Origin of the sequence: uncultured Maricaulis sp. (assembly GCF_963976135.1) — a bacterium.
Taxonomy (GTDB): Bacteria; Pseudomonadota; Alphaproteobacteria; order Caulobacterales; family Maricaulaceae; genus Maricaulis.
In genome coordinates this window covers 1-22,957 of the sequence record NZ_CAXBKN010000048.1, presented here as the reverse complement: position 1 = coordinate 22,957, position 22,957 = coordinate 1, and the positions used below count along the sequence as shown (strand labels likewise).

The window sequence follows — 22,957 nt, the reverse complement described above, 5'->3', positions numbered from 1 at the left end:
CCTAGTAGCGGTAATGATCAGCCTTGAACGGGCCGGTCTTTGGCAGTTCGAGATATTCGGCCTGCTCAGCCGACAGCACGGTCAGCTTGGCGCCGAGCTTGGGCAGGTGCAGGGCGGCGACCTTCTCGTCGAGATGCTTGGGCAGGATGTAGACATTGTTGTCGTACTGCTCGCCCTTGGTCCAGAGTTCGATCTGGGCCAGCGTCTGATTGGTGAAGCTGGCGGACATCACGAAGCTCGGATGGCCGGTCGCATTGCCGAGATTGACCAGGCGGCCTTCCGAAAGCAGGATGATGCGATTGCCTTCAGGGAAATTGATGATGTCGACCTGTGGCTTCACATTGGTCCATTCGAAATTCTGCAGGGCCTCGACCTGAATCTCATTGTCGAAATGGCCGATATTGCAGACGATCGCCATGTCCTTCATCGCCCGCATATGGTCGACGGTGATGATGTCCTTGTTTCCGGTCGCGGTGACGAAAATGTCCATTTCGCCGACGACATCGTCGATGGTGACGACGGTGAAGCCGTCCATGCAGGCCTGCAGGGCGCAGATCGGATCAATCTCGGTGACGAAGACACGGGCGCCGGCGCCGCGCAGGGATTCAGCAGAACCCTTGCCGACATCGCCATAGCCGCAGACCAGGGCGGTCTTGCCGGCCATCATCACATCGGTGCCGCGACGGATCGCATCGACCAGGCTTTCGCGGCAGCCATAACGATTGTCGAATTTCGACTTGGTGACGCTGTCATTGACGTTGATGGCGGGGAAGGGGAGCTCGCCGCGCTTGTGCATCTGGTAGAGGCGCATGACGCCGGTCGTGGTCTCTTCCGAGACGCCCTGGATCGCGGCCTTCGCCTTGGCGAACCAGCCCGGGGTCGCGGCTATACGTTTCCTGATCTGGGCGAAGAGGGCGGTTTCTTCTTCCGATTTCGGATGGTCGAGCACGGATGGATCGGCTTCGGCCTTTTCGCCGAGGATCAGATACATCGTCGCATCGCCGCCATCATCGAGGATCATGTTGGCGGTTTCGCCATTGCCCCAATGGAAGATGGCGTCGGCATAATCCCAGTACTCTTCCAGCGTCTCGCCCTTGGTGGCGAAGACCGGCACGCCGCTCTCGGCGATCGCCGCGGCGGCATGGTCCTGGGTCGAGAAGATATTGCACGAGGCCCAGCGCACTTCGGCGCCCAGCGCGGTGAGGGTCTCGATCAGGATGGCGGTCTGGATCGTCATGTGGAGCGAGCCGGCAATCCGGGCGCCCTTCAGGGGCTGGGCCTTGCCGAATTCGGCGCGCAGGGCCATCAGGCCGGGCATTTCGATCTCGGCCATATCCATTTCGATCCGGCCCCATTTGGCCAGCGACATGTCTTTTACGAGATAGGGCTTGTCCGCAGCAAATTGCGTCATGACCATCAGGTCCTTCTATTTGGGTATGATTTTTGGGAACATTTGGACAAGCGGGCCAGCTTTGCCGGCCCGCTTGGAACAGATTTACGCCAGTTTACGCAGTTCTTCGGCCAGGTCGGTCTTCTCCCAGGAGAAGCCGCCTTGCGTGTCGGGATTGCGCCCGAAATGGCCATAGGCGGCGGTGCGGGCATAGATCGGGCGATTGAGCTGAAGCTGGGTGCGGATGCCGCGTGGCGACAGATCGGCAATCTGCATCAGCGCGTCTTCCAGCTTGGATTCGGCAATCTGGCCGGTGCCGTGCAGATCGACATAGAGCGAGAGTGGCTTGGACACGCCGATCGCATAGGCGACCTGGATGGTGCAGCGTTCGGCCAGACCGGCGGCAACGACATTCTTGGCCAGCCAGCGGCAGGCATAGGCGGCAGAGCGGTCGACCTTGGTCGGATCCTTGCCGGAGAAGGCACCGCCGCCATGCGGTGCGGCGCCGCCATAGGTGTCGACGATGATCTTGCGTCCGGTCAGGCCGGCATCGCCATCGGGGCCGCCGATCACGAAGGTCCCTGTCGGATTGACGTAGAATTCGGCTTCCGGCGGGAACCAGCCCTCGGGCAGGACTTCGGAGATGATCGGACGAACCAGTTCGCGGATCTGCTCCTGTGTCACGCCATCCTTGTGCTGGGTCGAAACGACGACCGAGGTCACACCAACCGGCTGACCATTTTCATATCGCAGCGTGACCTGGGATTTGGCGTCGGGCTCGAATTCCGGGCGCGCGCCGGATTTGCGCAGGGTCGCCATGCGCTTCAGGATTTGATGCGAATACTGGATCGGAGCCGGCATCAGTTCAGGGGTCTCATTGGTGGCATAGCCAAACATGATGCCCTGATCGCCAGCGCCTTCATCCTTGTTGTCGCCGCCATCAACGCCCTGGGCGATGTGGATCGACTGGCCGTGCAGGAAGTTCTGGAAGGCCGAATTCTTCCAGTGAAATCCGTCCTGCTCATAGCCGATATCGCGAACGGCCTCGCGGGCTGCCGCTTCAATCTCCTCGGAGGAGACGTCGACCGCGCAGCGGATTTCGCCGGCGAGCACGATTTGATTGGTTGTCGTCAGCGTCTCGCAGGCGACCCGTGCTTCAGGGTCCTTGCTGAGGAGCAGGTCGACCACAGTGTCTGAAATCCGGTCGCAGACCTTGTCGGGATGACCTTCCGACACGCTCTCGCTGGTGAAAATATAGGATGAGCGGCTCAAGGAAAACTCCTCATATAACGATTGCTTTATATCGCGCGGACACAAGCAGATTAGCGATGGTTGCGCAAGCCACCAATGCCGCCGCAGTGCGGCATGCCATCAGTTTTGACTCGCTTGCTTTGGAGGGCTTGGAGCGGTGGTGTTTGCCGAAAGCTCTTGTGGGCTGCAAGAAACGGGTAGCATATTCGATCACATAAAGATATGTTTATGTCTGCGTATCTGGCCAAGTTTTTTACGGGGCCGCAAGCCGCAATTGTCCGGGAGTGGGGATATGAGTTCAGGCGCAGATACAGCCTCCGGTGACGGGCTTACCGTTTCCTTTGAATTCTTTCCGCCCAAGACGGAGGCGATGGAGGCAACGCTCTGGGAGTCGATCCGCCGTCTGGAGATGCTCGACCCGGCCTTTGTTTCAGTCACCTATGGTGCTGGCGGGTCGACGCGCGAGCGGACCCACCGCACCGTGCACCGCATCGTCAACGAAACGGACATCCGCCCGGCCGCTCACCTGACCTGCGTTTCGGCGACTCGCGAGGAAGTCGACGAGGTGATCCGCGATTATCGTGATGCCGGTGTGCGCCATATCGTGGCCTTGCGCGGTGATCCGCCCGAAGGGATTGGCGAGGCTTATTGTCCGGCGCCTGGCGGTTATGCCAATGCGGCCGAGCTGGCCGCCGGCATCCGGGCGATCGGTGAGTTCGAAATTTCGGTTGGCTGCTATCCGGAACAGCATCCCGAGAGCGCGAGCCTTGAACATGATCTCGACCTGCTCAAGGCGAAGATCGATGCCGGTGCCACGCGCGCCATCACGCAATTCTTCTTCGAGCCGGAAACCTTCCTGCGTTTTCGCGACCGCGCGGTGCAGGCCGGGATCGAAATTCCGATCGTGCCGGGCATCATGCTGCAGCCGAATTTCAAGGGGCTGACCCGGATTGCGGGCCTTTGCAACACCCATATCCCCGAGCGGGTCCATCGCCATTTCGACGGCCTCGACGAGGATGCGCCGACCCGGCAATTGGTCACGGCGCATCTCGCAGCCCAGCTTTGCTCAGACTTGTGCAAGGCCGGTGTGAGTGATTTCCACTTCTACACGCTGAACCGGGCCGAACTCGCCCTGTCGACCTGCCACCTGCTGGGCGTCAAGCCGAAGGCGACCGCGGAAGCCGTGGCATGACGGCGCGTGCGGAAAGGCTGGCGTCGCTGGAGCGGGCCGCGCGGGAGCGCATCCTCATTCTCGACGGGGCGATGGGGACGCAGATCCAGGATCTCAAGCTCGACGAGGCCGGGTATAGGGGCAAGCGCTTTGCCGACTGGCCAGCGCTGATCAAGGGAAATAACGACATTCTCAATCTGAGCGCGCCCGGCGCGGTCAAGGCTATCCATCACGCCTATTTCGATGCCGGTGCGGATATCGTCGAGACCAATACCTTCTCCTCGACCTCGATTGCCCAGGCCGATTATCAAATGCAGGATCTGGCGCCGGAGATTGCCCGGGAGGGCGCGCGGCTGGCTCGCGAGGCCGCCGACGAACAACAGGTCCGGACCGGCGCGCCCAAGGCGGTTGCCGGAGCGATCGGGCCCACCAACAAGACGCTGTCCATCTCGCCCCAGGTCAATGATCCCGGCTTTCGTGAGGTCGATTTCGATCAGGTCCGTCTGAGCTATGCCGAACAGGCCAGGGCGATGGCCGATCATGTCGACTTTTTTCTCGTCGAGACGATTTTCGACACACTCAATGCCAAGGCGGCGATCAAGGCCTTGATTGATTTGCGTACCGAAGAGGGCATTGACCGCCCGATCATGCTGTCGGGCACGATTACCGACCGGTCCGGCCGCACCCTGTCCGGGCAGACGGCGACGGCCTTCTGGTATTCCGTCCGCCACGCAAAGCCCTGGGCCATCGGGCTGAATTGCGCCCTCGGCGCGGACGAGCTCAGGCCCTATATTGCCGAGTTGTCGCGTGTCGTCGATACGCGCATTCTCGCCTATCCCAATGCCGGCCTGCCCAATGATATGGGTGAGTATGACGAGACGCCCGATGAGACCGCAGCCCATCTGGGCGAGTGGGCGCGTTCCGGCCTGGTCAATATTCTCGGCGGGTGTTGCGGTACGACCCCGGCCCATATCCGTGCCATTGCCGCCGCGGCCACCGGCGCGGCGCCCTGCCAGCCCGCCCGCCGCGAACGCGCCATGCATCTCGCCGGCCTCGAGCCGTTCGAACTGTCAGCTTGAGATAATGTGTCCATGACCAAACCTGTCTCCACCTTCGTCAATGTCGGCGAACGCACGAATGTGACCGGCTCGGCCGTGTTTCGCCGGATGATCACCGAGGGCGATTTCGGTGCCGCTGTTTCGGTCGCGCGGCAACAGGTGGAGAATGGCGCCCAAATCATCGACATCAATATGGATGAGGGCCTCCTCGACAGTGTCGAGGCGATGACCACATTCATGCGGCTGATCGCAGTGGAGCCCGATGTGGCGCGCGTGCCGGTGATGATCGACAGCTCCAAATGGGAGGTGATCGAGGCCGGGCTGAAGAACACGCAGGGCAAGCCGATCGTCAATTCGATCAGCCTGAAAGAGGGCGAGGCGACCTTCCTGAAACAGGCGCGGCTGTGCCAGGCCTATGGTGCCGCAGTCGTCGTAATGGCCTTTGACGAAGCTGGTCAGGCCGACACGGCCGACCGCAAGGTCGATATCTGCAAGCGGGCCTATGACATTCTCGTCAATACGGTCGGCTTCGCGCCGGAAGACATTATCTTCGATCCCAATATCTTCGCCGTCGCCACCGGCATCGAGGAACATAATGACTATGCCGTCGCCTTCATTGAGGCGACGCGCCGCATCCGCAAGGAATTGCCCGGTTGCCATGTCTCCGGCGGCCTCTCGAATGTGTCCTTTTCATTCCGGGGCAATGAACCTGTGCGCCGGGCCATGCACACCGTTTTCCTCTACCATGCCATCCATGCCGGCATGGATATGGGGATCGTCAATGCCGGCCAGCTCGACATTTATGACGATATCGAACCGAAGTTGCGCGATCTCGTCGAGGATGTGATCCTCAATCGCCGCGAGGATGCGACCGATCGCCTGCTGACCGAAGCCGAGACCTATCGCGACAGTGGCGGTTCCAGGGCCAAGGAGCGCGATCTCGCCTGGCGCGAGGCGCCGGTCAATGAGCGCATCAAGCATGCCTTGGTCCACGGCCTCAATGAGTTCATCGTCGAGGATGCCGAAGAGGCGCGTCAGCTGGCCGAGCGGCCGCTGCATGTGATCGAGGGCCCGTTGATGGACGGGATGAATATCGTCGGCGATCTCTTCGGCGATGGCCGCATGTTCCTGCCGCAAGTGGTGAAATCGGCCCGCGTCATGAAACAGGCCGTGGCTCATCTCATCCCCTTCATGGAAGCCGAGAAGGAGGCCGCCGGCGAGGCGCAATCCTCGGCCGGCAAGATCGTGATGGCGACGGTGAAGGGCGATGTCCACGATATCGGCAAGAATATCGTCGGCGTGGTGCTGCAATGTAATGGCTATGAGGTGATCGATCTCGGCGTGATGGTGACCTGCGAGACCATTATCGAGACCGCCTTGCGCGAAAACGCCGATGTGATCGGCCTGTCCGGCCTGATCACGCCCTCGCTCGACGAGATGGTTTTCGTCGCCTCGGAAATGGAGCGGCGCAATATCACCCTGCCGCTGATGATTGGCGGCGCCACCACCAGCCCGGCCCATACGGCGGTCAAGATCGACCCGGCGATCTCGGTTGCACCGGTGATCCACGTCCTTGATGCCAGCCGCGCCGTCGGCGTCGTCTCCAAATTGCTGGGCGATGGCCGTGATGCCTATGCGGCGGGTGTGCGTGAGGATCTGGCGAAGATCCGCGAACGCCGTCTTGCGGCACGCTCGAAGAAGGCGCGGCTGCCACTGGAAAAAGCCCGGGCCAATGCCTGGGATTGCGACTGGTCGGCCTATACCCCGCCCAAGCCGGCCTTCCTCGGCACCAGGACTTTCTCGCCCTCGGTCAAGACCCTGATCGACTATATCGACTGGACGCCCTTCTTCTTCACCTGGGAGCTCAAGGGCAGTTATCCGGCGATTTTCGACGACCCCAAACGCGGCGCCGTCGCCCGCGACCTCTTCAAGGACGCCCAGGTCATGCTCAATCGCATGGTCGATGAGGATTGGCTGGCGCCGAAGGCGGTGTGCGGCTTCTGGCCCGCCAACCGTGCTGGCGATGACGCCGTCCTCTATACCGATGACAGCCGCACCCGGCGGCTCGACACTTTCCATGGTCTGCGCCAGCAGGCCGCAAAGGATAATGCACGGCCGCACCTGTCCCAGTTCGACTTTATCGCGCCGTCCGGGATTGCCGATTATCTCGGCGGCTTTGTGGTCACAGCCGGCGAGAATGAGGCCGTGCATGCCCGCTTTGTCGCTGAAAAGGATGATTATTCCTCGATCATGTTCAAGGCCTTGTCCGACCGGCTGGCCGAGGCCTGTGCCGAATGGCTGCATGAGCAGGTCCGCCGCGAACATTGGGGTTACGCCCCGGACGAGACGTTGTCGCGCCAGGATCTGATCGCCGAGACCTATGCTGGTATCCGCCCCGCGGCCGGCTATCCCTCACAGCCGGATCATTCGGAAAAACGCACCCTGTTCGCCTTGCTCGATGCGGCCGATGCGACCGGTGTCAGCCTGACCAATTCCTTCGCCATGACGCCGGCTTCATCGGTGTCGGGCCTCTATCTCTCGCACCCCGAGAGCTGTTATTTCGCCGTGGGCCGCATCCTGCGCGACCAGGTCGAGGACTATGCCGCCCGCAAGGGCTGGCCGGTGGAGGATGCCGAGCGGGCGCTGGGGCCGATCCTTGACTACGTCCCGGGCAAGACCGTCGCGGCCTGACACGGCGCGATCATCAGCCATGATTTGGACTTTACGCTCGATATGCGTCATATCCCGCGCCTTGCCCTGTCCTGCGGGCTGATCGCGCCTGGAGCCTCGCATGCGTTTTGCTTTTTTCGGTGATATTGTCGGCAAGACCGGACGCCGGGCGCTGGAAGCGCATCTGCCCGATCTGCGCCAGACCCTCGCCCTCGACTTCGTCGTCGTCAATGCCGAGAACGCGGCGGCCGGGTTCGGCGTCACCGAGAAGATCTGTGAAGGCCTGTTTGACCTTGGCGTCGATGCGCTCACGCTGGGCAATCACGCCTGGGACCAGCGCGAGACCCTGACCTATATCGATCGCGAACCGCGCCTGCTCAGACCGGCGAATTATCCGGCCGGGTCGACACCGGGCAAGGGCGCGAATTTGATCGAGGCGGCCAATGGCTCGCGCGTGCTGGTGGTCAATCTGATGGGGGCCCTGTTCATGGAAACCCTCGACGATCCCTTCGCAACAATTGAGCGAGAGTTGGCGGCCGCACCGATGGGCCAGGTCGCCGATGCGATTATCATCGATTTTCACGCCGAAGCGACCAGCGAGAAAATGGGCATGGGCGTCTATTGTGATGGCCGCGCGAGCCTGGTCGTCGGCACCCATACCCATGTCCCGACCGCAGATGCCCGTATCCTGCCGGGTGGCACGGCCTACCAGACCGATGCCGGCATGTGTGGCGATTACGACTCGGTGATCGGTATGGACAAGGAAGAGCCCTTGCGCCGCTTCACGACCCGGATGCGCACGGGCCGTTTCGAGCCGGCGACCGGTGAGGCCACGGTTTGCGGTGTGTTCGTCGAGACCGATGACGCGACCGGCCTGGCGCTGCGCTGCGAGGCGATCCGGATTGGCGGTCAGCTGTCAGAGCTGGTTCCACAACCCTGAGCCGGACCATTCTCAGTTGTAGCGCCCTGCTACCGCAGGCGCGCGGACGCCGACTGATTCTGGCTACTTGAAAAATTACCCAATTGTCATGATCCTGATCACGGGAGGCATGCCATCGCCTTTGCCATAATGGCGAAAGGATGATGGCGTGATTGATGGCAGCAAGCCGTGGCCAGCACGAGCCGGGCATCTGCAGAAGGCGCACAGAACGGGAATGCCACTGACCCAGATCGCGCGTGGGTTGCGGGGACTTCGTTTCGATGCGTTGGCGTGGTATGCGTTAGCTATCGGGGGATGGCATGTTTAAACAGACGATCCGGTTCGAAAAAGCGCAGGATGCTCATGTGTTCGATCAGTATCTGGTCGATTTTCTGAGGTCATGCGAAGAGAGTGATGCTCACAATCAGGCCTGTGTCTTCACGACCAGCCTGCAGGAGTCGGAATCCTATATCCGTGTTGTCCAGACCGACAGTGCAAGCATGCTGGGCCAGTTTCTCAATTTTCTGACCCTCCGGAATTTTCCACCAGCCACCAATCTCGCAACCGATAGCAAGGCTGCCCGCGTCTGACCGGCGGCAGGCATCTTACATGCGGTTTGCTCCAGCCCGCGAGATGTTGGCTTCTTTCCGGCGCGGTGTCCCATATGCGGGGCAGCCTGTGCTTTGGCGTCTCGAAAATGTAGACTTCACCGCCTGCTGCGCGGTCTGGAAACGGCCGCAAGGATGAGGACGGACGAATGGTGGTGCGAATAGTTCCGGTTATCATGTCGGGTGGATCCGGGACCCGCCTGTGGCCGCTCTCCCGGGCGGCCCACCCCAAACAATTGCACCCGCTCGTCACCGAGCTGTCCATGGTGCAGGAAACCGCCCGCCGCGTCGCCGCCAGCTCGAAGGATTTCGAGTTTGAAGCCCCGATCATCGTCCTGAATGAAAGTCAGTATGTGCGCGCCCGTCAGCAGCTTGACGAGTTGGGATGTGCGCCGTCCCGCTATGTCGTCGAGCCCGTCGGACGCAATACGGCGCCAGTCGCTGCCGTTGCTGCCGAGCTGGTCCGTCGCGAGCTCGGCGAGGATGCCCTCATCCTCCTCCTGCCTGCTGACCACCACATTCGCGATATTGACGGTTTCCACCAGGCGATCGCCCATGGTGCCGCGCTCGCAGCCCAAGGGCAGCTGGTTACTTTCGGTATCGAACCGGATGGGCCGGAGACGGGTTATGGCTATATCCGCCGCGGGGCCCCGATCCTGTCGGGCTTCCACGTCGACAGATTTACCGAAAAGCCCGATGCCGCAACCGCCCGCGGTTTTCTGGACAGCGGCGAATATTACTGGAATGCCGGCATTTTCCTGTTCGGTGCGGGGGTGCTCCTTGGTGAGCTGGAACAGCATTGTTCCGAAGTCGCCCGGCATAGCCGCAATGCCGTGAGCGGGGCCGGGCAATCGGGCACGAAGCTGACGCTGGACCTGGCCGCATTTGAAGCCTGCCCATCGATTTCCTTTGACTATGCCGTGATGGAGCGGACCCGCCAGGCCGTCGTTGTGCCGGCCGATATCGGCTGGTCGGATGTCGGTTCCTGGGATGCGCTCTGGTCGATCTCTGACAAGGATGAGAACGGCAATGCCTCGCGCGGCAATGTCAGCATCCATGCCAGCGAGAATTCCTTCGTGATCTCCAATGGCGCCAAGGTCGCCATTCACGGCGTCAAGGATCTGATCATTGTCGCGACCGGTGATGCGGTCCTGGTCGTGCACCGCGATGACGCGCAGAGCGTCAAGAAGATTGTCGACGCGCTGAAAGACGACGGTCATCACCATCTGCTGTGATGGGCTGATCCTGAATGTGGCGAACCGGCTCGCCTTTCGCGGTCATTCTCGCTAATAAAACCACTCGAATCCGCAGGCATAGGGAAGCCAAACATGGCCGGACATTCCAAATGGGCGAACATCCAGCACCGCAAAGGGCGCCAGGACAAGCTTCGCTCCAAGCTGTTCTCCAAACTGTCCAAGGACATCACGATCGCGGCGAAACTGGGTGGCGGTGATATCGATGCCAATCCGCGCCTGCGTCTGGCGGTCTCGATCGCCAAGGGCCAGTCGGTGCCGAAAGACAATATCCAGCGCGCGATCGACAAGGCGGCTGGCGGCGATGCGGATAGCTATGAGGATATCCGCTATGAGGGTTTCGGTCCCGGCGGTGTCGGCGTGATCGTCGAGGTCTCGACCGATAATCGCAATCGCGCCGCAGCCGATGTCCGCACCGCCTTCGCCAAGCATGGCGGCAATCTGGGCGAGACCGGCTCGGTCGCCTTCATGTTCGACAATGTCGGCGAAATCCGTTTTCCGCTCTCCGTGGCTGATGAAGACACGATGATGGAAGCGGCGATCGAAGCGGGCGCGGATGATGTCGCGGCTGAAGCTGGCGATGATGACAATGAAGGCCAGCACCTCGTCTACACGGCGCGCGAAGACATGATGGATGTGGTCGCGGCCCTGTCAGAGAAATTCGGCGACCCGGTCTCGGTCAATCTGATCTGGAAACCGCAAAATCTGATCCCTGTGCCGAGCGACAAGGTGCCCGGCCTGATGAAGATGATGGATGCGTTCGACGACAGCGATGACGTTCAGAATGTCTACGCCAATTTCGATATCTCCGACGAGGACATGGCCAGCCTTGCCTGATAGGTTGCAGCAGGCTGGTTGATCGGGGGATGGGGTGGAAGGCGTCGGCAGATTTGCACAATGGGGGCTGGAAACAGCGCTCCCGTTCTGGGCCGAGCATGGCTGGGACGATGTGCATGGCGGATTCGCCGAATCCCTTGCCCTCGACGGATCTTCCATCAGTGGCGACATGCGCCGGGTTCGGGTGCAGGCGCGCCAGATCTACGTCTTCGCCCATGCTCACCATCAGGGCTGGGGTTTTGGCCTTGAGCGCGCCGAAGAGGCGATGAATTTGCTGCGCAAGCGCGCCTGGCGGGTCGATGGCCGGCCAGGCTGGGTTCATCTTCTGACGGATCGTGGCTTGGTCGCCAACCCCGTTCGTGACCTTTATGATCACGCCTTTATTCTGCTCGCCCTGGCCTGGCTCGGCCGAGCCAGCGGCGATCAGGCCTGGTTCGATCTGGCCGACGAAACGCTGGCCTGGCTTGATGGTGCCATGGCCGACCCGGCGGGCGGCTATGTCGAAAGCATTTCCGGCGCGCATTGGCCGCGGCGCCAAAATCCCCACATGCATATGTTCGAAGCGCTGATGGCGCTGTATGAGGCCACCGGGCGCGCCGACGTACTGGCCCGGGCCAGCGCAATCAAGGCTCTGTTCGACCGGGTGTTCTACCAGCGCGGACCGGCAGTGGTGCGGGAGTTCTTCAATGCGGACTGGAGCCGCGCCACAGGCGATCTGGGCTCGGTGGTGGAGCCGGGCCATTTATGCGAGTGGGCCTGGCTGCTGCATGAGTTTCACAGGCTTAGCGGTCAGCCCCTGGACCCGGCCGCCGATACCCTGTTCGAGACCGCCATGCAGTCCGGGATCAACCCGGCAACCGGCTTGCTCTATGCGGCGATCAATGCGCGTGGCGAAGCATTGGACGGATCGTCGCGGACCTGGATGCAGACTGAATGGCTGCGGGTTGCGGCGCTGAGGCGCCGGCTCGACCTGCCCGGCGCGGCCGCACATCTTCAGGCCGCCGAGGCTGCGATGCTGGACTACCATCTCGACAATGTCATTTCCGGCGGATGGATCGATCAGTTCGATGCTCGAGGCAAGCCGGCCTCGGAGCGGATTCCTGCCAGCACACTTTATCATGTGTTCGGCGCCATCATCGAGTGTGCGTGCCTCGAGTCCGACCGGACACATCCGGCTGGAACGGTGGTCTAATTGTGTGTTCGGGACACCTCCTTGTGTTCCGGCCCACCGGATTCTAGGTTTTTTTCATGACCGTCATCGAGCTGGAAAACAATGTCCCACCTCAGGCACTGATCGCGCACGCAAGACGCCTTGCCGGTGCCCGGATCCGGGAGCTGATGACACTCGATCCGGAGCGCGCTGACGCGCTGTTGATTTCGCATGCCGGCATTGAGCTGGATGCCAGCAAGCAGCGGCTTGACCGCGCCAGTATCGCTGCTCTGGCGGCCTATCTCGAAAGCGCCGGATTTGACGCCCGCCGCGAGGCTCTGCTGACCGGTGGTGTCGTCAATACGAGCGAACAAAGACCCGCGCTCCATATGGCCTACCGCCATGGTGCGCAAATCCAGGGTTCGGAGGCGGCCGATCTGGTTGACCGAAGCCAGGCCCAGACCCGCGCTTTCGCTCTGCAGGTCCGGAGCGGTCAATTCAAGCCGGCCGGAAAAGCCGTTGCGCGCGTCGTCAATATTGGCATTGGCGGTTCCGATCTGGGGCCGCGTCTGGTGGCCGACGCCCTGGCCGGGCAGGCCCGCACCGGACCGGAATTGCGCTTCATCGCCAGTCTCGATCCGTCGGACCTGGAACAGGCTGTCGCCGGAGCTGACCCGGAAAGCCTTCTCTTCATCATCGCCTCCAAGTCTTTCGCGACCCAGGAAACATTGATGACCGCACAAGCGGCCCGCGCCTGGATGGCGGGACATGTCGGGGCAGATCGGGCCGGGCAGCACTTCATCGCGGCCTCGGCTGCGCGCGACAAGGCTGTTGGTTTCGGCATCGACCCGGATCATGTTTTCGATTTCCCCGACTGGGTCGGCGGGCGCTATTCGGTCTGGAGCGCGGTCGGTCTGAGCCTTGAGATCGGGCTCGGCCCGGATGCCTTCGCGGCCTTCCGCGACGGGGCACGGTCAATGGATGAGCATTTCGCGACCGCGCCAATGTCCCGAAACCTGCCCGTCATGAAGGCGCTGATCGATTTCTGGAATCGCGGTGTGCTCGGGTATTCCAGCCGCTGCGTCGCGGCCTATTCCGCCCGTTTGGGCCTCTTGCCCGGCTATCTGCAGCAGCTGGAGATGGAATCCCTTGGCAAGTCGGTCACCGCCGAGGGGCAAGCTGCCCCAATGCCGGGGGGCGCGCTCGTCTGGGGGGGGTGCGGTACGGAAGTGCAGCATTCCTTCTTCCAGTGGCTGCACCAGGGCGGCGATGTGACGCCGGTGGATTTCATCGGTATTGCCCGCCATTTCGCCAGTGCCGATCCGCGTGAACGTGTGCTTGCCGCCAATATGGCCGCCCAGGGCGCTGCCCTGCTGGATGGCCGCCAATTGCCGCCTGGCGATGATGCGGCGCTTGCCGCACAGAAATCCATGCCCGGCGGCCGGGTCTCGTCCGTGCTGTTGCTCGATGATTTGACCCCGGGCATATTCGGTGCGCTTCTGGCCCTGCATGAACACAAGGTCTTCGTCGAGAGCGTGCTTTACGGCATCAATCCCTTTGACCAATGGGGTGTCGAACTGGGAAAGGTGCTGACGAAGGGTATTCTGGACGGTGAATTAAGCGGCTATGACGCGTCCACCCGGGCAATGCTTGCCCGGACAGGCTTTGCGCCGCAATGAAATGCCGGCCCCGCCGGACGATGCAGTCATGACCCTGATGCCAAGAGAGAGACAGCAATGAACGCAATCCCCGGGACCCGTCTCGCTCAAATGGCCAATGCCATCCGGGCCCTTTCCATGGATGCGGTGCAAGCCGCCAATTCCGGTCACCCGGGCATGCCGATGGGCATGGCCGATGTCGCGACCGTCTTGTGGGCCAAGCATATGAAATTCGATCCGGCGGCGCCGGGCTGGGCCGATCGAGACCGTTTCATCCTTTCGGCCGGTCACGGCTCGATGTTGCTCTATTCGCTGCTCCACCTGACCGGCTTCGAAGAGATGACGCTCGACCAGATCAAGCAATTCCGTCAACTCGATTCCCTCACGCCCGGCCACCCCGAATACGGCCACACCGCCGGTGTCGAGGCGACCACCGGGCCGCTGGGGCAGGGCATCTCGATGTCGGTTGGTTTTGCGCTCGCCGAACGCATGCTCAATGCCCGCTATGGCGATGCTGTCGTTGACCACCGGACCTGGGTGATTGCCTCGGACGGTGATCTGCAGGAGGGCATCAGCCATGAAGCCATCTCCCTGGCCGGGCATCTCAAGCTCAACCGGTTGTGCGTGCTGTGGGACGATAATGAAATCTCGATCGACGGTCCGACAAGCCTCTCCGAATCGACCGACACGCTCAAGCGTTTTGAGGCGGCCGGCTGGGCGACCAGCCGTGTCGACGGGCACGATATCGACGCGGTCGATGCAGCGATCGCCGCGGCAAAGACCAGCGAGCGCCCGGTCCTGATCGCCTGCCGCACCACGATTGGCTATGGCGCACCGACCAAGGCCGGTACGGCCGGTAGCCATGGTGCACCATTGGGCGCTGAAGAGATTGCCGGCGCCCGCAAGGCGCTGGGCTGGCCCTATGGCCCGTTTGAAATCCCGGACGAGATTTATGCCGACTGGCATTCGACCGGTTCGGCCGATGCCCATTCCGCCTGGTGCGACCGGCTTTCGGCCTCTGATCTGGCCGGTGAATTTGTCTCCCAATTGTCGGGTGATGCCGGCGAGGCCGAACGCGCTGCGCTGATCGCATGGCGGCTGAAAGTGGCGGAGGACCGGCCCGATCTGGCCTCGCGCGCTGCCTCGGGCAAGGCGCTGGCAGCGATTCTCGGCGAATGGCCGAGCCTGGTCGGCGGTTCGGCTGATCTGACCGGCTCGAACCTGACCAAGACGCCGGATGTCGGGGTCGTCTCCGCCGATTCCTATGCCGGCCAGTACATCCATTTTGGCATTCGTGAGCATGGCATGGCGGCCTGCGCGAACGGGCTGGCCCTGCATGGCGGGTTCCGCGCCCATGTCGCAACCTTCCTTGTCTTCGCTGATTATTGCCGGCCGGCCATGCGCCTGTCTTCCCTGATGCAGCAGCCGGTCATCTACGTGCTGACCCATGATTCGATCGGTCTTGGCGAAGACGGTCCGACGCACCAGCCGGTCGAAACCCTCGCCTCCCTACGAGCGATCCCGAACATGCATGTCTACCGTCCGGCCGACGCGCTCGAGACCGCTGAGGCCTGGGAATTGGCGTTGTTGCGGCTCGACGGTCCCAGCGTCCTGGCACTGTCCCGTCAAACCCTGCCTTTCCTCCGCGATGATGATGGCCAGGAAAACCGGTCCAGCCGGGGAGCTTATATCCTGCGTGATACAAGCGGCGCGCCCGATATCATCATTGTCGCGACCGGATCGGAAGTCGGGCTTGCCGTTGATGCCGCCGCGCAATTGGCGGCGTCGGGCACCGCGGCACGGGTCGTGTCGGCACCGTGTATCGACCTCTTCCTCGAACAGGGCCGTCGCTATCGCGATGAAATCCTGCCGCCGGGCGTGCCCTGTATCGGTGTCGAGGCGGCACTGCGTTATGGCTGGGATGCCGTGATCGGTTCCGATGGCGATTTCGTTGGCATGACGGGCTTCGGCGCCAGCGCCCCGGCCGGCCAGCTCTATGAATTGTTCGGGATCACCGCCGACGCCATTGTGGCACTCGCGCGCAAACGCCTTTCCCACTAGGGGCACACGCACAGGCAGCTGCTCACGCGAATAGTGTCAGGGTTGCGCGGTCTGGTCGTCCAGGTCGTCCGGATCGAAGCGACCGATGACGCCGCCGAAGGATGAACCCAGCCACATGGCACCGCCAGGACCGATTGTGACGCTGGAGAGATAATTCAGCGCGCTGTCCTGATCGTGGAAGGCATCGCGTATCTGGCCGTCGGATTCGTTGAGACGCAGGACAAAGCCCTGTGGTCGGGAATCCGTGGGGCGGAGCCATTGTGGCAGCTTGATCAGAAACCGTGTCAGGCCGGGATTGCGGTGCGCGGTGGCGAGCAGGCGCGACCGCCGCGTTGCCATCGCGACGATCACACCGCCCTTGCCGTCCAATGCGATACCGGTCGGCATGCCGGGCAGATTCTTGGCGAATACCTCGATCTCTCCGTGCCGGGGGCCGGCGACCCAGATGCGCTGGATCATGTAACGAAAGGTCTCGCTGACCAGTAGCGACTGGCCGTCTGAGGCGAGGGCGATCCCGGTGGGATAATACAGGCGATCCCGCACCTGCGTCGTGATCCGTCTCCGCGGGTCCCAGGCATAGACCAGGCCGTTCGGCCGGTTTTCGAGCATGTCATAGAAATAGCCCGGCCGAGGCGAAGCATGATCCCACCGCGCGGAGGAGTCCGTGAAATAGATGACGCCATTGTCGGCGACGGTCAGGCTGCTGAGATTGCCAAAGGATCGGGCCGTGCTGCCTGTGCTGAGTGTGCGCACTTCCAGGCTGGTCAGATTGAAAGCGTGAATGCTGCCAGTGGCGGCGATCGCCAGGTTTGATTCATCAATCCACGCCAGGCCAAACAGGGGGGCGTCGGCGATATGGGCCAGATATTCGGGCTGGATATCATCGTCGGAGAGCCCCGTCCGCAATCGCATGAGGTCGCCATCGGACGTGCCGAAATAGACCATGCCATCGGTTGAGACCGCGACGCTTCGCGCAGCGCTAGGCGCGCCAGCCTGAAAGATGGTCGCTGCGGCCAGGTCGTCATCAGGCGAAAGGACGCCGTCCAGAGGTGGAGCAGCCGGTTCGTCCCACCGGATGGGGTTGATGGGCGAGGGCCACATCAACCAGAGGACCAGAAAGGCCAGTCCGATGCCGAAAGGGATGGCGAGATATCTCAGGATCATGAGGTGTCAGTCATCTCCCGCGGGCTTGCCCCGGCTTTGAGTCAGATCTGCGGCGTTGGGTGCGGTATGGACAGTGACCGGGTCCGGCCGCGCCACGATAGCCGTGCCTGCGATTACCCGACCGGCGTGCATATCCCGAAGGCGAAGAGTTTTTTCAAGGTGTCACGGGTCTGGGTCTCGTCGAGACCTGCAAAGCTGCTCCCCGAAATCTCACCGCCATCAAGCAGGATATGTAGCCCGGCCTCTGCGGCGGCGGGAAAGCGGACTTCGCCGCCTGCCGTGATGATCACGACTTCTTCGCCATCCTCGGCCAGCCGCCAGGGCACAAGTGGGCGAAGGCGGTATTTTTGGCCGGCCTTGTCCGGCGCGTTGAAATTCACGATCGCGCCGCGCGTATTCGGTGTCCGTGAACGGATGAAATTATCGACAAAAATATCGTAGGAGGAATCGAGATCGGCTTCGCTGTTGAGCGCTTTCATCAGAGTCTTGAAATGGGCCTCGCTCTGCGTGCGGTCGAAGTCCGGGCGGGCAAAACCCACGGGCAGAGCGTGACGGAATTCAGGTCGCCGAAGGGCGACATCGGAGACAACCTCAAGCATCAGATCTGCCCAGGTCTTGACGATGAGCCCCACGGTGATGTGCAGGGAGACGTCATGTCCATGGGTTGAAGCATCATGCATCAGGCCGCGGGGCACATAGGCGCATTCCCCGGCCCGCAAGATGAATTCCTGGACCGGCTCGCCGATTTCATGAGCGCCGGGCTGGAAGCCCTCGCCCCGGTAGGGGTTCTCGACGGGGGTGTTGTACAGGCGCCAGGATTTCGAGCCTTCGACCTGAAGGACGAAGACATCGTGATCGTCATAATGGGTCTTGAAGCCCTGGGCTTCGGGCGGGGTCAGATAGATATTGGTCTGGACATGGCAGGATAGAAGGGATTCGACCGAGCGGGTGAAGCCGGCCAGGGTCGGGTCGACCTGGTGCAGCTGGGGCAGGACAATGGTCGCGCCCTGCTGGAAATTGCGAGCCACGGCGCCGCGGTCAATCAGGCCGCTTTCGAAGCTGTAATCGGCGCGCGAAATGGGTGGATCCGAGCGCGCCATGTCGAGGGTGCCGGGCTGAAAATCCATCCCGGAGATCAGATCATCAATGCGCTGGATCGACAGTAGCGGGCGGTAGCGTTCCGGATCATTGCGATGAGCGATGAAGGCCTTTTTCTCGTGGTAGTCGGCCAGGAATTCTTCCGGATTCATCGGATCCAGCAGGTATCCGAGTACATCCTGCATCCACTGTTGGTCGCTCATTGGTCCCCGCTTTTTCCCACACTGCGGAACGCAGCGGGTCTCTAGATGTTCTGGTTATCCTGCGTGCCCAGGGGCAATAGCGCAGGTCTTTCGAGACAGGTGCGGCGAGCAGGGCGTTGCGGCCCTGTTCGCCGATTGATCTGTCCCGGCTGGATCAGTTACCCCGACCCCGGCCAATCGGATCAGCGTAGGCGCCGGTATCGCTATCGGTGACGTTGCTGCCGCGTCCACCACGTCCGCGGCCCCGTCCGACCGGGTCGGCATAGCTGCCGCTGTCATTGTCGGTGATGCCGCCGCCGCGACCGCGTCCGGCGGGATCGGCGTAGGCACCGGTATCGCTGTCAGTGATGCCGCCACCGCTATTGCCGCGACCGCGTCCCGGCGGATCGGCATAGCGGCCTGAATCACTGTCCGTGACCCGGTTGCCGCCACTGCCGCCGCGGCCACGTCCGACCGGATCGGCATAGGCACCGGTATCGCTGTCGGTGATGCCGCTACTGCCGCGTCCACGACCGACCGGGTCGGCATAATTTCCGGTATCGCTGTCGGTGACGCCGCCACCCCGGCCGCGTCCGACCGGATCGGCATAGCTGCCGGTATCGGCATCAGTGACGCCGCCGCCGCGGCCATAGCCGGCCTGATCGGCATAGCGCCCTGAATCGGCGTCCGTGACACCGCCTCGATAGCCACCGCCGCCGACCGGATCATAGGGGTCGGAGTCAGTGTATCCTGTCGTCGCGCAAGCGGACACCACCCCGGTTGCGCCGACCGTAAGCGAAGCGCCCGCAACACGGGTCAGGAATGATCGTCTGCTCAGTTTTCCACGTTTGGCCATGGCATGATCTCCCTCATCAGAAGGTTGGCGTCAGGAAATTCGGGCGGACCGCTGGGTGCGGCCCGCCCGCAAATTCAGTCGCGAGCCATCAGCCTAATAGCCAGGACGTCCACGACCGCCCGGATCGGAGCACCGACCGCTATCGCTGTCAGACGTTCCTTGGCGTACCGGGCCACGCCCGCGTCCGCCCGGATCGGCACAACTGCCGGAATCGCTATCGGTAAAGTTCCGCGCACCGCGACCGTTTCCGACCGGATCACTCGGATCAGAGTCGGTGAGGCCGCTGCGGCTGCCGCCGCGCCCACGTCCGGCCGGGTCGGCATTGCCGCCACTATCGCCGTCGGTGATGCCGGTGCGCCCACCGCGACCGCGATTGGCCGGATCGGCATAGCTGCCCGTATCGCTATCGGTGACGCCGGTATTGCCGCGGCCCCGCCCCGCAGGGTCGGCATAGCTGCCGCTATCATTGTCAGTATATCCGGTGCTGCCGCGTCCATAACCGCCGCGGTCGGCATTGGATCCGCTATCGCTGTCAGACATGCCGGTGCGGCCATATCCGGCGCGGTCGGCATAACTGCCCGTATCGCTGTCAGTGCGTCCGGTATAGCGCTGGGCTTCCGAACCGCCGGTAACGACGGCTGCCGCGCCGGTTGCGACTGCCGCACCCGCAACGCTCGTCAGAAACGAGCGGCGGCTCAGCTTTCCCTTTTTTGCCATGCCAAAATTCCTTTGAGATCAAGTCCGGCGCCTCCCCAGGGGCCGGCATGCCATCCCTCGCATGAAGGACGGGTCCAGACGCGCAGGCGCCCGGACCCGGAAGTATCTGGGCTAGCCACCGCGACCGCGGCCGGCCGGATCGGAGCAGCTGCCGCTGTCGCTATCCGTGTAGCCGGAGTTCCCGCGTCCGTGACCGCCGGTGTCGGCGCAGGCACCGCTGTCGCTGTCGGTGATGCCGGTGGTGCCGGTGCCGTGACCAGCCTGGTCAGCATAGCTGCCCGAATCGCTGTCGGTGATGCCGGTGCGCGCATTGCCTGCGGAATCAGAAGGATCCGCATCGCTGTTGCGCTGCAGCATTGTTGCGCCCGCGACTGTCGCGACGGCGCCGACAGCAACCGTGCCGCCTGCAACCCGCGTCAGAAATGAGCGGCGGCTCATCTTGCCTTTTTTAGCCATTTAAATTTCCCCTTTAATACCAACGAACCCTGCGTTCGAAATGGTGCATACTCCCCTTTACTGTAGCCGTGAGGCCTGACAGCGGTCAAATGATACTACGGATAATAAAAATGAGCATTTTCAAAGGTTTACGAAAAGATTTTGCGACCAATTCGCATCAATTGTGAGATTGCGAAGCGCTTGCAGAAAATCCGTGCCGCGCCGGGCCATTGCGGCGGACCTTTCAGATGAGCAATTTTGCGTTCACCTCTTGTTCTTCTCTTTGCGCGAATGCTAAACCCTTGATCAAAGGCGGACCCTGTTGTGAGCATGATTCGAATTCTGGGAATTGACCCTGGTCTGCGCCGGATGGGGTGGGGGGTGATCACAGTCGATGGCAACCGCCTGGCGGCCATCGCCCACGGTGTGGTGACGCCGCCGACCGATGCGCCCCTCGCAATGCGTCTCAATCACATCTTCGATGCCGTGACCGAACTGGTTCGCCTGCACCAGCCCGACGAGTCGGCGATCGAGGAGGCTTTCATGGCCAACAACGCGTCATCCGCTCTAAAGCTGGGCCATGCCCGCGCTGCAGCCTTGCTGGCCCCGGCCCAGGCTGGCCTGCCGGTGGCCGAATACGCGGCCCGGCTGGTGAAGAAATCCGTTGTCGGCACAGGCGCGGCCGACAAGACCCAGATCGCCGCGATGGTCTCGATCCTGCTACCGGGCACCAAAGCGACTGCCGATGCAGCCGATGCGCTGGCCATTGCCATCTGTCACGCCCATCATCGCCGGGCACGAAGCATCGGGAGCGTCGCATGATCGGCATGTTGAAGGGCATCGTTGAGGCCATCGGCGCCGAGGAGGCGGTGATCGACGTCAATGGTGTCGGCTATCTGGTCGGGGCCGGGACGCGGACGCTGGCACGGCTCGAACCGGGGCAGGCGGTTGTGCTGCATATCGAGACCCACGTCCGCGAGGATGCCTTCAAACTCTATGGCTTCACGGATGATCTCGACCGTGCCTGGTTTGTCCGGCTGCAGGAAATCCAGGGTGTCGGTGCCAAGGCGGCGCTCTCCATTCTCGACGTGTTGCCGCCGCAGGAACTCGCCAACGCCACCGCGCTCGGCGACAAGGCCGCCTTCGCTCGCGCCAAGGGCGTCGGCCCCAAGCTCGCGACGCGAATTGCGACTGAACTCAAGGACAAGGCACCGCCGCTCGGGCGCAGTTTCTCAATCGGCCTGCCGGTTCATGGTGACGCCCCTGCGGCCCCGGGCGCCGCGGCGCAAACGCCGCTGCCGCCGTCGGCCGGCGCCGCGCGCGATGATGCGGTCTCGGCCCTGCTCAATCTGGGCTATCCGGAGAGCATTGCCCGCCAGGCGGTCGCGACCGTGATGCGCGATGCCGGCAGCGATGCGCCGATCTCCGATCTGATCCGTCTCTCGCTGCGCGTGTTGGCGCCATGAGGGTCGCGCAGCCGGTCATTGCTGCCCGTGGCCGGTTCAGGCTAAACCCGGTGCATCATGACTGACGCCTTTCCGGACCCCACTGCCGACCGTCTCGTCGACCATGCGCCGCAAGCGGGTGACAGTCGCGACAAGGCCCTGCGCCCGCTCTCCTTCGATGATTTCGTCGGCCAGAAGGCCTCGATTGCCAATCTGCAAGTCTTCGTCGACGCCGCCCGCCGCCGCGAGGAAGCGCTCGACCATGTCCTGCTGTCCGGCCCGCCGGGCCTGGGCAAGACGACGCTGGCCCAGATCGTTGCCCGCGAAATGGGCGTCGGTTTCCGCGCCACTTCCGGCCCGGTGATTGCCAAGGCCGGCGATCTCGCCGCCATCCTGACCAATCTCGAGCCGCGCGATGTGCTCTTCATCGACGAGATCCACCGCCTGCCCCCCATCGTCGAGGAAATCCTCTATCCGGCGATGGAGGATTACTGTCTCGACCTGGTGATCGGCGAGGGGCCTTCGGCGCGGACGGTGCGGATTGAATTGCCGCCTTTCACGCTTGTAGGCGCCACCACGCGGGCCGGCCTGCTGGCCAATCCGCTGCGCGATCGGTTCGGTGTGCCGGTGCGGCTGGAATTCTATGACGAGGCCGAGCTCGGCCTGATCGTCAGCCGTGCCGCCAGCAAGCTCGGGATCAATGCCAGTCCCGACGGTGCCCGCGAAATCGCCCGCCGCGCCCGCGGCACGCCGCGCGTTGCCGGGCGCCTGCTGCGCCGGGTGCGCGATTTCGTCGAGGCCGATGGCAGCAATGAGATCACGGCCGAGACCGCCGACAACGCCCTGCGGCGGCTCGAAGTGGACGCGCTCGGGCTCGACAGTCTCGACCGGCGCTATCTCAAGGCGCTGATGATGAGCTTTGCCGGCGGCCCGGTCGGGGTCGAAACCCTGGCCGCCGCATTGGCAGAGGCCCGCGACGCGCTGGAAGATGTCGTCGAGCCTTTCCTGATCCAGCAGGGCTTCCTGCAACGCAC

General features: G+C 62.7%; 20 protein-coding genes. 13 read left to right on the top strand and 7 right to left on the bottom strand.

From position 1 onward, the window contains the following. Position 1: 1 nt before the first annotated feature. Positions 2-1,411 carry an adenosylhomocysteinase gene (gene ahcY, locus AAC023_RS08255; RefSeq protein ID WP_339740043.1) on the bottom strand — a complete coding sequence of 470 codons (1,410 nt, stop codon included), beginning with the start codon at positions 1,409-1,411 and terminating at the stop codon, positions 2-4. A gap of 84 nt (positions 1,412-1,495) precedes the next feature. Then, entirely contained in the window at positions 1,496-2,662 is a 1,167-nt protein-coding gene (gene metK, locus AAC023_RS08250; protein ID WP_339740041.1) for a methionine adenosyltransferase, read from the bottom strand. Between the two features lie 271 nt (positions 2,663-2,933). Here metK and metF point away from each other — a divergent pair, with 271 nt between their 5' ends. From metF to tkt, 10 genes are all read left to right on the top strand, one after another. Next, on the top strand, positions 2,934-3,833 hold the full coding sequence (gene metF / locus AAC023_RS08245) for a methylenetetrahydrofolate reductase [NAD(P)H] (RefSeq protein ID WP_339740039.1): 900 nt from the start codon (positions 2,934-2,936) through the stop codon (positions 3,831-3,833). Next, positions 3,830-4,891 (top strand): homocysteine S-methyltransferase family protein, encoded by a 1,062-nt coding sequence (locus tag AAC023_RS08240; RefSeq protein WP_339740037.1) that lies wholly within the window; start codon positions 3,830-3,832, stop codon positions 4,889-4,891. Before metF ends, AAC023_RS08240 begins: the two co-directional genes overlap by 4 nt. 12 nt (positions 4,892-4,903) lie before the next feature. After that, positions 4,904-7,561 carry a methionine synthase gene (gene metH / locus AAC023_RS08235; protein ID WP_339740035.1) on the top strand — a complete coding sequence of 886 codons (2,658 nt, stop codon included), beginning with the start codon at positions 4,904-4,906 and terminating at the stop codon, positions 7,559-7,561. Between the two features lie 100 nt (positions 7,562-7,661). Beyond that, entirely contained in the window at positions 7,662-8,480 is an 819-nt protein-coding gene (locus tag AAC023_RS08230; RefSeq protein ID WP_339740033.1) for a TIGR00282 family metallophosphoesterase, read from the top strand. A gap of 299 nt (positions 8,481-8,779) precedes the next feature. After that, positions 8,780-9,049 (top strand): hypothetical protein, encoded by a 270-nt coding sequence (locus AAC023_RS08225; RefSeq protein WP_339740031.1) that lies wholly within the window; start codon positions 8,780-8,782, stop codon positions 9,047-9,049. 167 nt (positions 9,050-9,216) lie between these two features. Continuing rightward, positions 9,217-10,302: a mannose-1-phosphate guanylyltransferase/mannose-6-phosphate isomerase gene (locus tag AAC023_RS08220; RefSeq protein WP_339740029.1), complete on the top strand. Its 1,086-nt coding sequence runs from the start codon at positions 9,217-9,219 to the stop codon at positions 10,300-10,302. A gap of 93 nt (positions 10,303-10,395) precedes the next feature. Then, positions 10,396-11,157, top strand: a complete 762-nt coding sequence (locus AAC023_RS08215; protein WP_339740027.1) for a YebC/PmpR family DNA-binding transcriptional regulator — start codon at positions 10,396-10,398, stop codon at positions 11,155-11,157. 34 nt (positions 11,158-11,191) lie between these two features. Further along, complete coding sequence (locus AAC023_RS08210; RefSeq protein ID WP_339740025.1) at positions 11,192-12,349, top strand: AGE family epimerase/isomerase; 1,158 nt, start codon at positions 11,192-11,194, stop codon at positions 12,347-12,349. Between the two features lie 56 nt (positions 12,350-12,405). Then, a complete protein-coding gene (pgi, locus tag AAC023_RS08205; RefSeq protein WP_339740023.1) occupies positions 12,406-13,986 on the top strand; it encodes a glucose-6-phosphate isomerase in 1,581 nt (526 codons plus the stop codon). 57 nt (positions 13,987-14,043) lie between these two features. Then, positions 14,044-16,026: a transketolase gene (gene tkt / locus AAC023_RS08200; protein ID WP_339740021.1), complete on the top strand. Its 1,983-nt coding sequence runs from the start codon at positions 14,044-14,046 to the stop codon at positions 16,024-16,026. A gap of 36 nt (positions 16,027-16,062) precedes the next feature. On the opposite strand, the gene AAC023_RS08195 is transcribed toward tkt, so the two are convergent. The 5 genes from AAC023_RS08195 to AAC023_RS08175 all read right to left on the bottom strand — a co-directional run bounded on the left by AAC023_RS08195 (position 16,063) and on the right by AAC023_RS08175 (position 20,481). Then, positions 16,063-17,190 carry an SMP-30/gluconolactonase/LRE family protein gene (locus tag AAC023_RS08195; RefSeq protein ID WP_339740019.1) on the bottom strand — a complete coding sequence of 376 codons (1,128 nt, stop codon included), beginning with the start codon at positions 17,188-17,190 and terminating at the stop codon, positions 16,063-16,065. Positions 17,191-17,303: 113 nt separating this feature from the next. Continuing rightward, positions 17,304-18,491: a cupin domain-containing protein gene (locus tag AAC023_RS08190; RefSeq protein WP_339740017.1), complete on the bottom strand. Its 1,188-nt coding sequence runs from the start codon at positions 18,489-18,491 to the stop codon at positions 17,304-17,306. A gap of 154 nt (positions 18,492-18,645) precedes the next feature. After that, a complete protein-coding gene (locus tag AAC023_RS08185) occupies positions 18,646-19,326 on the bottom strand; it encodes a hypothetical protein (protein WP_339740014.1) in 681 nt (226 codons plus the stop codon). Positions 19,327-19,419: 93 nt separating this feature from the next. Continuing rightward, positions 19,420-20,043: a hypothetical protein gene (locus AAC023_RS08180; protein WP_339740012.1), complete on the bottom strand. Its 624-nt coding sequence runs from the start codon at positions 20,041-20,043 to the stop codon at positions 19,420-19,422. Positions 20,044-20,154: 111 nt separating this feature from the next. Beyond that, positions 20,155-20,481 carry a hypothetical protein gene (locus tag AAC023_RS08175; protein WP_339740010.1) on the bottom strand — a complete coding sequence of 109 codons (327 nt, stop codon included), beginning with the start codon at positions 20,479-20,481 and terminating at the stop codon, positions 20,155-20,157. Between the two features lie 327 nt (positions 20,482-20,808). Here AAC023_RS08175 and ruvC point away from each other — a divergent pair, with 327 nt between their 5' ends. The 3 genes from ruvC to ruvB form a co-directional block, all read left to right on the top strand. Then, complete coding sequence (gene ruvC / locus AAC023_RS08170; protein WP_339740008.1) at positions 20,809-21,300, top strand: crossover junction endodeoxyribonuclease RuvC; 492 nt, start codon at positions 20,809-20,811, stop codon at positions 21,298-21,300. Then, the gene (gene ruvA, locus AAC023_RS08165; RefSeq protein WP_339740006.1) at positions 21,297-21,944 is read left to right on the top strand and encodes a Holliday junction branch migration protein RuvA; all 648 of its coding nucleotides are present in this window, start codon (positions 21,297-21,299) and stop codon (positions 21,942-21,944) included. Before ruvC ends, ruvA begins: the two co-directional genes overlap by 4 nt. Positions 21,945-22,001: 57 nt before the next feature. Next, the coding region (gene ruvB, locus AAC023_RS08160; protein WP_339740003.1) for a Holliday junction branch migration DNA helicase RuvB at positions 22,002-22,957 on the top strand (956 nt) is incomplete at its 3' end.

What these genes read in the sequence shown, in the direction of transcription:
- AAC023_RS08195 (WP_339740019.1), bottom strand. Translation starts at nt 17,190, where the DNA reads ATGATCCTGAGATATCTCGCCATCCCTTTCGGCATCGGACTGGCCTTT.
- AAC023_RS08190 (WP_339740017.1), bottom strand. Translation starts at nt 18,491, where the DNA reads ATGAGCGACCAACAGTGGATGCAGGATGTACTCGGATACCTGCTGGAT.
- metF (WP_339740039.1), top strand. Translation starts at nt 2,934, where the DNA reads ATGAGTTCAGGCGCAGATACAGCCTCCGGTGACGGGCTTACCGTTTCC.
- AAC023_RS08230 (WP_339740033.1), top strand. Translation starts at nt 7,662, where the DNA reads ATGCGTTTTGCTTTTTTCGGTGATATTGTCGGCAAGACCGGACGCCGG.
- ruvA (WP_339740006.1), top strand. Translation starts at nt 21,297, where the DNA reads ATGATCGGCATGTTGAAGGGCATCGTTGAGGCCATCGGCGCCGAGGAG.
- ahcY (WP_339740043.1), bottom strand. Translation starts at nt 1,411, where the DNA reads ATGACGCAATTTGCTGCGGACAAGCCCTATCTCGTAAAAGACATGTCG.
- AAC023_RS08175 (WP_339740010.1), bottom strand. Translation starts at nt 20,481, where the DNA reads ATGAGCCGCCGCTCATTTCTGACGCGGGTTGCAGGCGGCACGGTTGCT.
- AAC023_RS08185 (WP_339740014.1), bottom strand. Translation starts at nt 19,326, where the DNA reads ATGGCCAAACGTGGAAAACTGAGCAGACGATCATTCCTGACCCGTGTT.
- ruvC (WP_339740008.1), top strand. Translation starts at nt 20,809, where the DNA reads ATGATTCGAATTCTGGGAATTGACCCTGGTCTGCGCCGGATGGGGTGG.
- metH (WP_339740035.1), top strand. Translation starts at nt 4,904, where the DNA reads ATGACCAAACCTGTCTCCACCTTCGTCAATGTCGGCGAACGCACGAAT.
- AAC023_RS08180 (WP_339740012.1), bottom strand. Translation starts at nt 20,043, where the DNA reads ATGGCAAAAAAGGGAAAGCTGAGCCGCCGCTCGTTTCTGACGAGCGTT.
- AAC023_RS08240 (WP_339740037.1), top strand. Translation starts at nt 3,830, where the DNA reads ATGACGGCGCGTGCGGAAAGGCTGGCGTCGCTGGAGCGGGCCGCGCGG.
- AAC023_RS08225 (WP_339740031.1), top strand. Translation starts at nt 8,780, where the DNA reads ATGTTTAAACAGACGATCCGGTTCGAAAAAGCGCAGGATGCTCATGTG.
- pgi (WP_339740023.1), top strand. Translation starts at nt 12,406, where the DNA reads ATGACCGTCATCGAGCTGGAAAACAATGTCCCACCTCAGGCACTGATC.
- tkt (WP_339740021.1), top strand. Translation starts at nt 14,044, where the DNA reads ATGAACGCAATCCCCGGGACCCGTCTCGCTCAAATGGCCAATGCCATC.
- AAC023_RS08215 (WP_339740027.1), top strand. Translation starts at nt 10,396, where the DNA reads ATGGCCGGACATTCCAAATGGGCGAACATCCAGCACCGCAAAGGGCGC.
- AAC023_RS08220 (WP_339740029.1), top strand. Translation starts at nt 9,217, where the DNA reads ATGGTGGTGCGAATAGTTCCGGTTATCATGTCGGGTGGATCCGGGACC.